Here is a 14255-nt window from a genome sequence, read left to right as displayed (position 1 = left end):
CGCGCTGATCGCCCGCGACGGATCGATCGACTGGCTGTGCTGGCCACGTCACGATTCGCCGGCCCTGTTCGTGAAGCTCCTCGACGACGACATGGGTGGCTCGTGCAGCGTCGCATTCGACGGGCCGACCGAGGCCGCGCGCCGCTACCTGCCCGACACCAACATCTTGGAGACGGCGTTCACGACGGCGACCGGCCGGGCGCGCCTCGTCGACCTGATGCCGGTCAACCCGCCGAGCCCGGAGCCCGACGAGGGCCCGGACGGCGAGAGCGAGAGCCGGCTGATCCGGCTGCTCACCTGCGAGCAGGGCCGGGTGACGGGCGCGTTCCGGGTGCGGCCGACCTTCGATTATGCGCGACGCCCCTGCACGCCCCTGATGGCGGGCGGATCCGTCCTGTTCGAGGCCGGAGACTGGCGTCTGCGCGTCAACGCGCAGCCCTGTCCCACCCTCGACGGGGATGCCGCCGAAGTGCGGTTCAGCCTGTCGGCGGGAGAGACCGCCTATCTGGTCCTGACCCATGGCGAGGATCAGGACGAGGCCTGCATCGAGGATTACGCCGGCGCCCGACGCCGTCTGGAGACCACCGCCGATTACTGGCGTCGCTGGTGCGCCCGCAGCACCTATCGCGGCGCCTACCGGGAGGCGGTGATGCGGTCCGCGCTGTGCCTGAAGCTGCTGACCTACTCGCCCTCGGGCGGGATCGTGGCCGCGGCCACCGCCGGTCTGCCCGAGGCGGTGCCGGGCAACCGCAACTACGACTACCGGTTCACCTGGATGCGGGACGCCGCCTTCACGGTCACCGCCTTCGTGATGCTGGGCTACGTCCGCGAGGCGTCCGAATTCCTGCGCTTCCTGCGCGAGCGCGACGGCACCTACGGGCGGGAGACCCGGCTGATGTACGGCATCGCCGACGGCATGCCGCCGGAGGAGGAGCTGAGCCATCTCGCGGGCTGGAACGGCGTGCGGCCGGTGGTGATCGGCAACGTCGCCGAGGCTCAGGATCAGCACGACATCTACGGCGAGCTGCTCCGGGCGCTGTGCATCTTCCTTGAGGCGGTGGACTACGACCCGCCCGAGAAGGTCAACGACCGCCTGCCGGAGGTGCTGCACAACCTCACCGCCCGCGCCATCCGTCACCGCCACGATGCGGATCACGGCATCTGGGAGCTGCGCACCGGGCCGCGGCAGCAGGTCCACACCAAGGCGATGATCTGGGTGGCCCTGAGGGACGCCGCCCGGATCGCCCGCAACATCGCGGGCGTGGCCGCGGAGACGATTGCCGAATGGGAGCGAATCGCTGCCGAGATCCGGGCGGAGTATCTCGAACAGGGCTGGAACGCGGAGAAGCAGGCCTATGTCGGCGCCTACGGCTCGCATCATCTCGATGCCGCGGTGTTGCGCGCGGCCCTGTTCGGCGCCCTCGATCCGACGGAGCCGCGCATGCGGGCGACCCTCGCGGCGGTCGAGCGGGAACTCGGTGTCGGCGACCTGATCTATCGCTACCGCATGGAGGACGGCCTGGAGGGGGACGAAGGCACCTTCACGGCCTGCGCCTTCTGGCGGGTCGGCTGTCTCGCCCTCGGCGGACGGGCGGCCGAGGCCAAGGCCGCTTTCGAGCGGCTGATCGCCCGGGCCAACGATGTCGGGCTGCTCGCGGAGGAGATCGATCCGGCCACAGGGGCGCAGCGCGGGAACATGCCGCAGGGCTTCTCCCACATGGCCCTGATCAACGCGGCGCTGCGGCTCGAGAGCAGCATCGCGCGCTTCGACGCCGACGATGGTGCCGATGCCATGGCCTCGGCGGCGGAATAGGGATCCGGATCTGCGATTGCACCCACCCGTCGGGCGGGAGGTTCGTCTCGACTTCCGTGTATGCGCGCGGATCGCGCTGGCGCCCCTCAGCCTGACGCGGCTACGTCGGCGGTCCGCACGGATACGCCCCGCGATGCAGCCTCTCTCCGCCCTCCGGAGAGAGACGATGTCACGCGATGGACACCGGCCGTATCGGCCGGCAGATCAGCCCGGCTCCGGACCACATCCGGATCCGCGGGACCCGGACGGCGCCCCTGATCGGGCTGCCTCCGGGCCCAAGCGCACGGTCCCCTCGAACTTCGGGACATCTGGGCCGTTCCTGTGCCGCAGCACGCAGCACGGACACTTGTATGACCCGCACCACCATGGCCTTCGCCGGCGTCCTGAGCATCGTTCTGGCCGGCCCTGCCGTTGCCCAGGTGGTCACTGGAGGCGCCGGCAACACCGGTGTCGCCCCACCCGCGACGGTCGGCGGCGTCGCCCCCGGCACCCGGGATCTGGGCCCCAGCCCGATCACACGGGGGAACGAAGCCAATCCCAGCAACTCCTCGGTGCCGGGCACGACGCCAGATGTGAACATCGGCGGCACGCCCACCAGCGGGCCGCCCGGCACCGGGGGGACATCCGGCGGCCCATCGCTCGGTCGATAGCGGTGGGTGCTATCCCCGCTGCTGACCAGCAGATCTGTGAGGTGAAGGTGGGCGAGGCGTGGACGCCGGTTAGCCTCGCGGAGGCACGCGGATTGTACACGATGACCCCGAAGCGATGCCCGGCCTGCCATGGCCAAGTGATCGTCGCCGGGAGCTACACCGGTACCGGTCGTTTGAAGTTACAGCACCGCCGCGCGCATACCGGCTGCCCCCTGAGGCCTCAGGGCTATGTTGGGACGCCGTCACCGCACCCCCAGGCGCTGACCTGACGGCCAAGCCTCGGCCGTTCGCGCCTGTCACGGCCTAAACCGGCCTTCCGGGGCAAGGGGCGAGCCGGGACCATCCGGGCTCGGCGCTGCAATTCGGCCGGTCCTCGGCATGTCGAAAAGAGACGTCTCGCTTTCCGAGATGGCCGGGCCGATGTCCGCGCTCGTGAGCCCGTGGGCTGACGCATGGCCAATCGCGCCGGCTGGCTTGGTTCCGGGGTCATGGTACCGGGTCGGCGATGCCGTAAATGGGTACGGCCTCTCTCGGACAGGGACCACCACATGATCCGTCGTCTGTCTATCGCGCTCGCGGCGTCCAGCCTTCTCGCCGTGCCAGCCCTCGGACTCGATACCTCCAAGTCTCCGTCCGGCGTCTTCAAGAGCCTGGAGATCGGCGCTCAGCGTCTGAACGGTACGCAATCTCTTGCCGTCGACCCGATCGATAATCCGACCGGAATCAATCAATCTTCATCCTACGGAGAGGCATATTCGGCCTTCGAGAACAAAATGGAAATGATGCACCTTTGGAACTGTTACGCCACCAAAGGAGGGACGCATACGCATCCGCCCGATAGCTACTTCGTGAGCAAGGTGTGTGGCACTTTCGCGATGAAGCAGCGCGTCGGCTCCGGTCCGGCCTATGCCTTCAATACCATCCTCGGTATTGACCCCGGCGTTGGCGCACATGACAGCATTGGCCTGGAGGTCGACGTCAACAACAACAATATGGATTATGGAGTGCGCGGGCCGGGTGGCGAGAGCGGTGCAGTCGGTGCGGGGATCTACGTCTCGGGCAATGGTTCGAAAGCGCTCGGCTCGGGCCTGCTGATCAACTTGGCGCAGGGTCAGTTCAAGCTTCGCCGCGGCATCAGCATATATAACGGCACCGTAGCGACGAACACCTACGAAGACCTGACAAACTCCGGTGGATCCGGCATTTATCTCGGTGGCACAAAGATTTTTGGCATCGATATGGGCGCGATGATCGCGCGATCCGCTGCGCTGCATTTTGCCAGCGCTCACTCCATCGCATGGCGCAACAATGCCAACACAGCCGATCTTAACCTGATCGGAAAAGACACCTCGGATCAGTTGATGCTCGGATATGGCAAGACGACCCGGATACAGGCTGCGGCCGATACCAACCTGCTGATGCGGGGGCCCGTGAGCCTTGCCGGTGGCTCTTCGATCACGTCGGCCAATGACGCGAACAGCGCTCTCAAGCAGCTGGAAATCGTGGCTTCAACTGTGCAAATTAGCTCGCCTTTGACGACCGCCGGGGCCGTCACCGCACCCGCATACAACACGTCGACCGCGGCCGGTGTTTCATGCGCAGCCGGAACGGTCAGCCTCTCCACGCTCGTCGTGACGAACGGCATCATCACGCACTGCTAGATCGGGCCCCTCCCCGCCCTCCTCGCCAACCTGCCGCGGTCGACATGGCGGCGGCTTCCGAATGGCTGACCGCTCGTCGTCCTGCGCCGCCAGGAAGCCCGATTGTTCGGCCCGGGACACTGCTCTCGGCGATCGCCGCGGTGCTGCACGTGATCCTGAAGAGGGTAGCCGATGGCGTCGTGCCAGAGGGCTAGGGGAACGGGGCGGGCTGATCGATGGCGGTCGCGATCCGGATCGCCGGGCCGATCCGCGTCACCAAGCCCGACCCGAAGCCCGTCATCCAAATCATGCCCGAACCGGGCGTACGACGCGCTGCACGCCGCTACCCGGCCGCAGAGCCTCGGGGCTGAAGATCCGGATCCATCCCGGCGGGCCCCTGGTGGGGTGGGCATCGGCTTCTTGGTCGCCGGGTGGGGCGTGGATGAGCAGCGACCGCCGCCTGGCCGACATTCGGTCGGCAATGCCCGCGCCCGCGCCCTGGCTTCAGCTGCAGGGCCGATCGTCGTTCCTGGAAGAGAATTAGCGGGCCCCGAGGGCGAAACCTCGGGTTCTGTTGCTAGGCGTGCCCCACCCCCCGGAAAATTACGCCCGCGGAGCCCATCTCCTTGCCGAAGTTGTCGTTGGCATTTAGAGTTTTGGTCAGGTGCTCGGAACGAGGGTTGCCCGCGCCGAACCGGTCGAGTCCTTACCGAAAGCCGCATCTTACCCTGCCGAGGCAGGGCAGAACTCGCGATCCCTTTACCGTCCAGTCGAACCTGTTTCGCCCCCAGCAGAAGCACCCTGGCAGCGCGCTGTCCGCAACGCCGGACGCTCGCCCTCACCCCCGTGCGGTATCCGGGGCAGGATGCTTCTGGTGGAGGCGCCGGGTACCGCCCCCGGGTCCTGAAACGTTATTATGAACCGGTCATCAACCTCGCGGACACCTTACGCAGAAAGCGGCGCTCAGGTCTACTGGCCCACCGCCTGCCCTGGCCGGACGGCTCTGCCCTGACGTCTCAGTCCCCTGGCTCGACCGCGAACGGCGGGTCTGACCGGAACCGCCCCGGCCGGCCGTGCGTAGACGGGCCTCTGATCCTCAGCACGACCCGCCTTGAACCGCCCGGCTCCGGCCGCGGCGGTTTTTTCGTCTCCGCATTACGGCATCTCTGCGACCTGAAACGTGCTCTGTATCGGCCACCGAAGCTTGACGCTTCCGACGATTACCTCGTCTCGTGAGATCAATCGGTACTCAGGAATTGTCTGAGGCCACACCGCAGGATCTGCCGAGATATGTAGCCCGTCAATCAAGAAATTGTACAGCCCTTTTCCAGAAGCGTGATCGTTAAATTCGATATAGAAATCGGTATTAAGTCCTGCACGACCAATCAATTGCTTTAGGACATCTACCGCTTTTACAATCTCTGCCGCAATATTGCTCATCCTAGCCTCCGCTAGGTTCTCATAACGCAACCTCAGGTAAGTGTCTATTGGCCGGGGCGATTAAAATGACACGTGACGGGCCGCGTTGCCCGGCCGTCACATCATTTGTCTCTATTACAACGGCAATACGGGCTTAATGTCAGATACCGTACATTCAACTTGGCCTTGAGCCCCGCCGGCACCGCCGCGCGGGGCTTTTTCGTGCTCAGACGTCCGGCCCCCAGACCTTCACTTGCGATCCGAACACGTGCTTGAAGTGCTCGCTGACCTCGCGCAGCGGCACAGCGATGACGATGGAATGATCCGCGCTGAAATGGACGACCGTCGTGTCCTTCGGGCCGGACTCGATGAGCCGAACCTGGTGCGGGTTGATCTCGGCAACGCCGGAGCCGTCAGCGAGCGTGTAGATGTTAGAGCGGATACCGATAGTTTCCTTCATCGCAGACCTCAGGTTGGCAAACGGGCGGGCCTTCTGCTCCAACCCGCGCCAGGGATCGAGGCCGCGCCGCGCGCGCCCTACGCTTAGCCGCATCAATCTCGGCGAGGTGCTCGCGGCCGGCTTCGATGATGAACCACGCTGGGACCTTGCGCCCTGGTCCGCGCACGGCCGAGACACGACGAGCCCGAGCTTCCGAAGGATCGGCATCACTGGCGGATAGGCCTCGTGCCGCAGTCCCTGCGGATAGAGCAGGCAAGAGCGGAGGGCGGCGAGCTGGCGGCCGCGGACCGGCGCGATCGGTTCGGAAGGCATCGGTGGGGAGCACTCAGCGTCGAGTTGCCTACCGGCTCGCCCTGCTTATTATGTGCTTACTCGGGAGCCCCGTCACTAATCGCCGGAGGGGCTAAATCTTGGTGGGCGCACTAGGGTTCGAACCTAGGACCCGCTGATTAAGAGTCAGCTGCTCTACCAACTGAGCTATGCGCCCGATCGCGTCTGCGACCGCCCGGTGGCCACCAAGTCCGTCCGGGGTGACGGGCTGATACCAACGCGGCCGGGGGGTGTCCACCCCCCGCCGCAGCTTTTTCTCATTCCGCCGCCGCATGCTGTGCATGCACGCGCACCGAATGGGCCGAGAGCTTGTTCAGCGCCGAGAGATACGCCTTCGCGGACGCGACCAGCGTGTCGGGATCGGCACCGCGGGCCGTGACGCTGCGCTCGCCGTCCCGCAGGCGCACCGAGACCTCCGCCTGGGCATCCGTGCCGCCGGTCACGGCATGGACCTGATAGAGTTCCAGCTGCGCCTGATGCGGGACCAGCGCCGAGATCGCGTTGAAGACCGCATCCACCGGCCCGTTGCCGTCCGCCTCCTCGATCCGCGTGCCGGCCTCGTCGGCGATGCGCAAGGTCGCGCGCTGCGGCCCGCGGGTGCCGGCGATCACCGACAGGGAGACCAGCCGGATGCGGTCGTGGGCCGTGGGGAGGTTCTCGTCGACCAGCGGCTCGATATCCTCGTCGTAGACGTTCTTCTTGGCGTCCGCCCAAGCCCTTAAACCGTCGAAGGCGTTCTGAAACTGGTTGTCCGAACGGGTGCAGGCCGAGATCCTCCAGCTTGGAGCGGAACGCCGCCCGGCCCGAGTGCTTGCCCATCACCAGCGAGGTCTTCGTCAGACCCACCGAGGCCGGCGTCATGATCTCGTAGGTCTCGGCGTTCTTGAGCATGCCGTCCTGGTGGATGCCGCTCTCGTGGGCGAAGGCGTTGCGGCCGACGATCGCCTTGTTGAACTGCACCGGGAAGTTCGTGGCGTGGCTCACGAGCTTCGAGGCGCGGGTCAGCATGGTCGATTCGACCCCCGTCTCGTAGGGCAGCACGTCCGCGCGGGTGCGCAGGGCCATCACGATCTCTTCCAGCGCCGCGTTGCCGGCCCGCTCCCCGATGCCGTTGATCGTGCATTCGACCTGCCGGGCGCCCCCCTCGATGCCCGCCAGGGAGTTGGCGATCGCGAGACCCAGGTCGTTGTGGCAATGGACCGAGAACACCGCCTTGTCGGCGTTCGGCACGCGCTCACGCACATTCGCGAACATGTCGCGGTACTCGGAGGGCGTGGCGTAGCCCACCGTGTCGGGGAGATTGATCGTCGTGGCGCCGGCCTTGATCGCCGCCTCGACGCAGCGGCACAGATAGTCGAGGGGCGTGCGCGTCGCGTCCATGGCCGACCATTCCACGTCCTCCACGAGGTCGCGGGCCTGGGCCACGGTCTTCAGGATGATCTCGACGACCTCGTCCTGGCTCTTGCGCATCTGGTGCGCGAGGTGGATCGGCGAGGTCGACACGAAGGTGTGGATCCGCGCCCGCTGGGCATGGCGCACCGCCTCGCCGGCCCGGGCGATGTCGGCGGGAATCGCGCGGGCGAGCCCCGCGATGGTGGCGCGCTTGGTCCGCCGGGCGATCTCCGACACGGCCTCGAAATCGCCGTTCGACGCGATGGGAAAGCCGGCCTCGATGATGTCGACGCCCATCGTATCGAGCAACTCGGCCACCGCGAGCTTCTCGTCGAAGGTCATGGTGGCGCCAGGGCATTGCTCGCCGTCGCGCAGCGTGGTGTCGAAGATCACGATGCGGTCGCGGGCGGAGGTGGTGTTCGTCGTGGTCATGGCATTACCCTGTCGCGGGCCGCCCGGCTCGAGATGGCGCGGCGCGGCGTGGTGCCCTCGCGGGCGGATTCGCGAATGGAAGAACTCCCCTGAAGGCCCAGGCGCGCGCCCGGACGGCCCTCAGGGGCGGGTAAGCAGAAGCGGAAGAGCAAGCCCGGCGCGGCGCGCGCGCGACCGCGGCGCCGTCATGGCGGCGCGGGCGATCTCGGGCGCTGAGCCGGCTCTGGCCAAGGCTCGTCTCTCCTGTCGGCGACCCACGCCGGATGGTCTCACGGCGCGGTGCAGCCCGTAGGTATCCCCGGAACGGCCGGAACACAAGCGAGCGCCGCGCACCCGGTGGATCAGGAGGTGCAGGCACAGTCCGGAACCCGTACGGCCGGCGGATCCGCGAGAACCGCCGCCGCCAGATCGTCGTAGAACAGCATCTGTCCGGCGGCCCAGTCCTCGAATTCCGCCAGCACTGTCGGATCGAAAAAGCTCAGGCGGCTGTCGGCGATCCGGATCCATCCGGCCGCCTCCGCCTCGGCGAGCAGGTTGCCGACATGCGCCCGGGACACGTCCAGCCGCTCGGCGAGGCCGTGCAGGCTGAGCGGCGCGGCCGGCGGCGCCCCGGGAATCGTGGCGGCGTAGTGGGCGCCGACGAGGGCGGCGAGCAGCGGGTAGCCGCAATCCCGGCCGGCGAAATGCAGCACCCGGGGGAACGGCGCGATGAGCGTCCCGTGCCGCAGCACATGGGCCGCCGACCGGCGGACGAGTTCCCCGAGCCGGCCGGGCCCGTCGAGTCCTTCCGCGCGGCCCGGATCGCGACCCGCGACGGCGTCCATGGCGACGACGAACAGGCGCCCGGACCGGCCGATCTCGGTCACCAGGGCCGGCGAAGCCTGCAGGCATTTCACGCGTGCGTCATCCGGATCCGCCACCGCCGTGACGAACCGCCCGGCCTTCAGGGTCGACACGAAACCGGCCGTCTGCCGGTGGCTCAGTCCGACCATCGCCTGGAGCGCCGTCAGGGTCGGACGGGGGCCGCCATGGTGGCGCCACGCGTAGTCGTTGTGGATCAGCATGAACGAGACCACGTAGCGCCCGATCTGATTGAGCAGCTTGTGACTCGGCCAAACAATCTGCGACGGCTCGATCATCCCCTGGCAGTAACCGGCGACCGCCCGACGGAAATCGCGCTCGGACCGAAGCAGAGCGATCCGGTCTCGAAAATGATCGTCCAACATCCGCGCCTCGCAGCAGCCGGATCCATGCCTTCGGGATGCCCGGCGCAGCCCCTTCGGTCCAGTATTTCCTGCAAAGTTTGGACTCGGCGGGGAAGATCCGCAGGGGATACGATCCGGATTGCTCGGCCCGCTGCTGCCGGGACGAGCGGCTCGCCGGGCTCGGCCGGCAAGGACGACGAAGGGGACCGCCAAGCGTGTGCGATCTGCATCGACCCTCCCTCTCACGGCGACTCTCACGGCGCGGCCTGTTGACGGCCGTCGCCGTCGGCACCCTGGCCGGCGCGTCCGCACCGCCGTTTCGCGCCGAAGCGGCCTCCGACGGGGCTCGGTCGAAGGCCATCACGCCCGAGGAGGCTCTGGCTCGGCTGCTCGACGGCAACGGCCGCTACGCGGCCAACGCGCCCGCCAACAGGGATTTTTCGGCCGGTCGCGCGGCGCGGGCCGCGGCTCAGCATCCGATCGCCTGCATCGTCGGCTGCGCCGATGCCCGGGTCGCCCCGGACTTCATCTTCGACCAGGGACCGGGCGACCTGTTCGTCGTCCGCGTCGCCGGCAACTTCGTCAACACCGACGGCCTCGCCAGCCTCGAATACGGCGTGTCCGTCCTGGGCGCCCCGTTGATCCTGGTCCTCGGCCATTCCGAATGCGGGGCCGTGAAGGCGACGATCGACGTCATGCGGACCAAGGCGGTGCTTCCCGGCCATCTCCCGGTGCTGGTCGAAGCGATTCGGCCCGCGGTCGATCTGGCCGCGAAGGCCCGGGCGCAGGATCCCCTCGCCGAGGCCATCGCCCAGAACGTCCGGCACACCGTCGGACGGCTGGAGCAGTCCGGGCCGATCATCGCGGAGGCCGTCGCCGCCCAGCGGGTGAAGGTCGTGGGCGGCTTCTACGACATCGCCACCGGCAAGGTCGCGCTCCTCTGAGAGGACGGACGCGCATCGACGATCGGGCCGGCGCCTTGCCAATGACGGGCCAGCCTCGATAAAGCCCGCCGGCACGTCGAGACCAACCCGCGAGACCGTCATGGCCAGCTACAAGCTCCTGCTCCTCCCCGGCGACGGGATCGGTCCGGAGGTGGCGGCCGGCATGCAGGTCGTGCTCGAGGCGCTCAAGGAGACCGGTCTCGCGACCTTCGAGACCGAGACCGACCTCGTCGGCGGCTGCGCGCTGGATGCCCATGGCAGCCCGCTCGCCGACGCGACCCTGCAGTGCGCCAAGGATGCGGACGCGATCCTGCTCGGCGCGGTCGGTGGGCCGAAATGGGCCGGCGTCGCCTACGAGAACCGCCCGGAGGCCGGCCTGCTGCGCCTGCGCAAGGAACTCGACCTCTTCGCCAACCTCCGTCCGGCGATCTGCTACCCGGCCCTGGCCGAAGCCTCGGCCCTGAAGAGGGAACTGGTCGAGGGCCTCGACATCATGATCGTCCGGGAGCTCACCGGCGGCGTCTATTTCGGCGAGCCGAAGGAGATCACCGTGCTGGAGGACGGCTCCAAGCGGGCGGTGGATACCCAGGTCTACACCACGGCCGAGATCGAGCGGATCGCCCATGTGGCCTTCGACCTCGCGGGCAAGCGCTCGGGACGGGTCGCCTCCGCCGAGAAGCACAACGTGATGAAGTCCGGCGTCCTCTGGAAGGAGGTCGTCACCAAGGTCCATGCGGAGCACTATGCCGACCTCCAGCTGGAGCACATCCTGGCCGACAACTGCGCCATGCAGCTGGTGCGCCGGCCGAAGCAGTTCGACGTGCTGGTGACCGACAACCTGTTCGGCGACGTGCTCTCCGACATCGCCGCCATGCTCACCGGCTCCCTCGGCATGCTGCCCTCCGCCTCGCTCGGCGCGGTCGATGCGGGCGGCCTGCGGCGCGCGCTGTACGAGCCGGTCCACGGCTCGGCCCCGGACATCGCCGGCCAGGACAAGGCGAACCCGATCGCCATGATCGGCTCGCTCGCCATGTGCCTGCGCTATTCCTTCGGCCTCGGCGACGCCGCCGACGCCCTCGACGGCGCCATCACCGACGCCCTGTCGGGCGGTGCGCGCACGGCCGACATCGCCGGCGAGGGCACGAACCCGATAGGCACCCGGGCCATGGCGGCGGCGGTGGCGGACGCGCTCCGCGCGCGCGTCGGCTGAGACAGGACTTCGGCGCGTCTCAGCATCGGGGTCGGTCCCCAGCCGCGTGTTTCGACGCATGGCGGCCGGGCCCGACCTTCGCTATGACGCGCCCATCGAGGAATGGGAGCGTCATGAAGGCCGGAAACGGGGCGTCTGAGCGCGCGAGCGCGGATTTCGGCTTCGAGCGCGTGGCGCTCGACGAGAAGCAGGGGCGCGTCGACAGCGTCTTCCACTCGGTCGCCCGCCGCTACGACATCATGAACGACCTGATGTCGGCGGGCCTGCACCGGGCCTGGAAGGCGCAGCTCGTCTCGATGCTGCGGCCCTCCCAGAACCGGGCCTTCGCGCATCTCGATGTCGCCGGCGGCACCGGCGACGTGGCCTTCCGGGTCCTGGCCGCGGGCGGCCCCCGCACCCGGGTCACGGTTCTCGACATCAACGAGTCGATGCTGCGCGTCGGCGCGGAGCGGGCCCGGGAGCGCAAGCTCGACGAGGCCGGCGACCGGATCGCGTTCGTGACCGGGAACGCCGAGGCGCTGCCCCTGCCGGACGCGACCTTCGACGCCTACACGATCGCCTTCGGCATCCGGAACGTGCCGCGGATCGAGACGGCGCTCGCCGAGGCGCGGCGGGTGCTGAAGCCCGGCGGGCGCTTCCTCTGCCTGGAATTCTCCGCCGTCGACATCCCGCTGCTCGACCGGATCTACGACGCCTATTCCTTCAACGTGATCCCGCGCATCGGCGCCCGGGTCGCCGGGGACGCGGAATCCTATCGCTACCTCGTGGAATCGATCCGGAAGTTTCCGACGCGCGGCGCCTTCGCGGGCATGATCGAGCGTGCCGGCTTCCGGCACGTCACCGACCGGCCGCTCACGGGCGGGATCGTGGCGATCCATTCGGGCTGGAAGGTCTCTTGACCGCCGCCGTGCGCGACGGGAGCCAGCACCGGTGATCAGCGCCGCCATCAACCTGTTCCGCGGCGCGCGGGTCGGCTTCGTGCTGGCCCGCGAGGGCGCCCTCGCCTTCGCCGATCCCGCGGAGCTGCCGCCGCATCTGCGGCTCGCCCTGCGGCTCGGCCGCTCCCTCGAGCGGCCGGGTCTCGACGACGGCGCCGCTCGGCTCTCGGCGGCCATGACCCGCCTCGGCCCGTCCTACGTCAAGTTCGGGCAGTTCCTGGCGACCCGGCCCGACATCGTCGGCATGCGGGCGGCCTTCGACCTGGAGAAGCTGCAGGACCGGGTGCCGCCCTTCCCGCAGGAGGTCGCGCTCCGCACCGTCGAGACGGCGCTCGGCAAGCCGGTCAGTCAGCTCTTCGTGTCGTTCAGCGAACCGATCGCCGCCGCCTCCATCGCGCAGGTCCACAAGGCGATCGTCCAGGATGCGGACGGCACGCAGCGCGCGCTGGCCGTGAAGGTGATGCGGCCGGGCGTCCGCGAGCGCTTCATGCGCGACCTCGAGGTCATGCGCTTCATGGCCCGGGTGGTGCACGCCCTGTCCCCGCAGGCGGAGCGGCTGCGTCCCCGCGAAGTCGTGGAGATCCTCGCCCGCTCGGTGCTGATGGAGATGGATTTCCGCCTGGAGGCGGCCGCCGCCTCCGAGCTCGCCGAGAACACCAAGGACGACCTCGACTTCCGCGTGCCGAAGCCCGAATGGGAGCTGACCGCCCGCGAGGTGCTGTCGGCCGAGTGGATCGAGGGCACCCGCCTGCACAGCGCGGCGGAGATCGCCGCCCAGGGGCACGACCCGCAGACCATCGGGCGGACCGTCATCCAGAGCTTCCTGCGGCACGCGATCCGCGACGGCTTCTTCCACGCCGACATGCACCAGGGGAACCTGCTGGTGGACGCCGAGGGCCGCCTGGTGGCGGTGGATTTCGGCATCATGGGCCGCCTGGGCCCGAACGAGCGCCGGTTCCTCGCCGAGATCCTGCTCGGCTTCATCCTGCGCGACTATCGCCGGGTGGCGAAGGTCCATTTCGAGGCGGGCTACGTGCCGGCCCACCATTCCGTGGAGGATTTCGCGCAGGCGATCCGGGCGATCGGCGAGCCGATCCACCAGCGCCGGGCCGACGAGATCTCGATGGCCAAGGTCCTGACCCTGCTGTTCGACGTGACGGCCCTGTTCGACATGAGCACCCGCACCGAGCTGGTGATGCTCCAGAAGACCATGGTGGTGGTTGAGGGCGTCGCCCGCTCCCTCGACCCGCGGCTCGACATGTGGACCACGGCCGAGCCGGTCGTGCGCGCCTGGATCGCCCGCAACATGGGCCCGGTCGGCCGGGCGCAGAGCGGCCTGGAGGCCCTGCGTGTGGTCTCCGACGTGGTCGGCGATATTCCGGATCTCGCCATGCGGTTGAAGCGCGTGCTGGTGCGCCTCGACGAGGCCGGAACGGGCGATGCCCGCCGCCTGGAGCGCTTCGCCCGCAACGAACGCTATCGGGCGATCTGGTCGACGCTGGCTCTCTGGGCGATTGCCGCCGGGGCGCTGATGCTGGCGTTCCGCGGGGGGTGAATCCGCACCGCGGGTCCGCGCGACGGGGGTGATCGCACGGTCCCGTCGGGCGCTGCCGGGTCGGCTCGCCCGGCTCGTGTTGCGGTTTCCCGGTCAGCCCGCGCCGTCCATCGTCGGGCCTCCTCGCCCTCGTGGCTGAACGGCTCGTCGCCGGTGCTCGCCCCCGGCCTCAGCACCATGTGGAAGAGGCTCATCCCGTGCGTGCCGCCGGGCGGGGTCAGCAACTGCTTGGTGATGCCGGCCCGCCAGAGCTGAAGTTCCGGCCGG

The 14255-nt window shown here is 68.5% G+C and carries 11 protein-coding genes, 1 tRNA gene, 1 other RNA gene and 1 pseudogene; 7 read left to right on the top strand and 7 right to left on the bottom strand.

The genetic code is table 11. The features are described from left to right. The 3 genes from I53_RS01440 to I53_RS01430 all read left to right on the top strand — a co-directional run. A partial coding sequence (locus tag I53_RS01440; RefSeq protein WP_043345899.1) for a glycoside hydrolase family 15 protein occupies window positions 1–1813 on the top strand: 1813 nt, incomplete at its 5' end. Window positions 1814–2163: 350 nt separating this feature from the next. Then, window positions 2164–2463 carry a hypothetical protein gene (locus tag I53_RS01435; RefSeq protein WP_043345897.1) on the top strand — a complete coding sequence of 100 codons (300 nt, stop codon included), beginning with the start codon at window positions 2164–2166 and terminating at the stop codon, window positions 2461–2463. A 548-nt stretch (window positions 2464–3011) separates the two neighbouring features. After that, window positions 3012–4124, top strand: a complete 1113-nt coding sequence (locus I53_RS01430; protein ID WP_043345896.1) for a hypothetical protein — start codon at window positions 3012–3014, stop codon at window positions 4122–4124. Between the two features lie 548 nt (window positions 4125–4672). Here the strand turns inward: I53_RS01430 and ssrA are convergent. The 7 genes and pseudogenes from ssrA to I53_RS01410 all read right to left on the bottom strand — a co-directional run bounded on the left by ssrA (window position 4673) and on the right by I53_RS01410 (window position 9362). Continuing rightward, window positions 4673–5054: a transfer-messenger RNA gene (ssrA, locus tag I53_RS30745) on the bottom strand. A 204-nt stretch (window positions 5055–5258) separates the two neighbouring features. Further along, on the bottom strand, window positions 5259–5543 hold the full coding sequence (locus I53_RS32925; RefSeq protein ID WP_148291049.1) for a hypothetical protein: 285 nt from the start codon (window positions 5541–5543) through the stop codon (window positions 5259–5261). A 205-nt stretch (window positions 5544–5748) separates the two neighbouring features. Further along, a complete protein-coding gene (locus I53_RS33605) occupies window positions 5749–6294 on the bottom strand; it encodes a hypothetical protein (protein WP_182591558.1) in 546 nt (181 codons plus the stop codon). 99 nt (window positions 6295–6393) lie between these two features. After that, window positions 6394–6469, bottom strand: a tRNA-Lys gene (locus tag I53_RS01420). Between the two features lie 100 nt (window positions 6470–6569). Continuing rightward, window positions 6570–6944: an alpha-isopropylmalate synthase regulatory domain-containing protein gene (locus tag I53_RS34780; RefSeq protein ID WP_251982179.1), complete on the bottom strand. Its 375-nt coding sequence runs from the start codon at window positions 6942–6944 to the stop codon at window positions 6570–6572. 121 nt (window positions 6945–7065) lie between these two features. Beyond that, window positions 7066–8136 (bottom strand): annotated as a pseudogene (locus tag I53_RS01415) (2-isopropylmalate synthase); the annotation flags it as partial. Window positions 8137–8477: 341 nt separating this feature from the next. Continuing rightward, on the bottom strand, window positions 8478–9362 hold the full coding sequence (locus tag I53_RS01410; protein WP_051044605.1) for a hypothetical protein: 885 nt from the start codon (window positions 9360–9362) through the stop codon (window positions 8478–8480). A 194-nt stretch (window positions 9363–9556) separates the two neighbouring features. Between I53_RS01410 and I53_RS01405 the strand changes: the two genes are divergently transcribed. The 4 genes from I53_RS01405 (at window position 9557) to ubiB (ending at window position 13988) form a co-directional block, all read left to right on the top strand. Further along, entirely contained in the window at window positions 9557–10285 is a 729-nt protein-coding gene (locus I53_RS01405; RefSeq protein WP_043345893.1) for a carbonic anhydrase, read from the top strand. 100 nt (window positions 10286–10385) lie between these two features. Continuing rightward, entirely contained in the window at window positions 10386–11495 is a 1110-nt protein-coding gene (leuB, locus tag I53_RS01400) for a 3-isopropylmalate dehydrogenase (RefSeq protein ID WP_043345891.1), read from the top strand. Window positions 11496–11608: 113 nt separating this feature from the next. After that, entirely contained in the window at window positions 11609–12394 is a 786-nt protein-coding gene (gene ubiE / locus I53_RS01395) for a bifunctional demethylmenaquinone methyltransferase/2-methoxy-6-polyprenyl-1,4-benzoquinol methylase UbiE (protein ID WP_043345890.1), read from the top strand. 31 nt (window positions 12395–12425) lie between these two features. Further along, complete coding sequence (ubiB, locus tag I53_RS01390; RefSeq protein ID WP_043345888.1) at window positions 12426–13988, top strand: 2-polyprenylphenol 6-hydroxylase; 1563 nt, start codon at window positions 12426–12428, stop codon at window positions 13986–13988. The last annotated feature ends 267 nt before the right edge of the window (window positions 13989–14255 follow it).

This window comes from Methylobacterium sp. B1 (genome assembly GCF_000333255.1).
Taxonomy (GTDB): domain Bacteria; phylum Pseudomonadota; class Alphaproteobacteria; order Rhizobiales; family Beijerinckiaceae; genus Methylobacterium; species Methylobacterium fujisawaense.
Note: the sequence above shows the minus strand (reverse complement) of the source record. Positions and strands in the feature narration are given on the sequence as shown.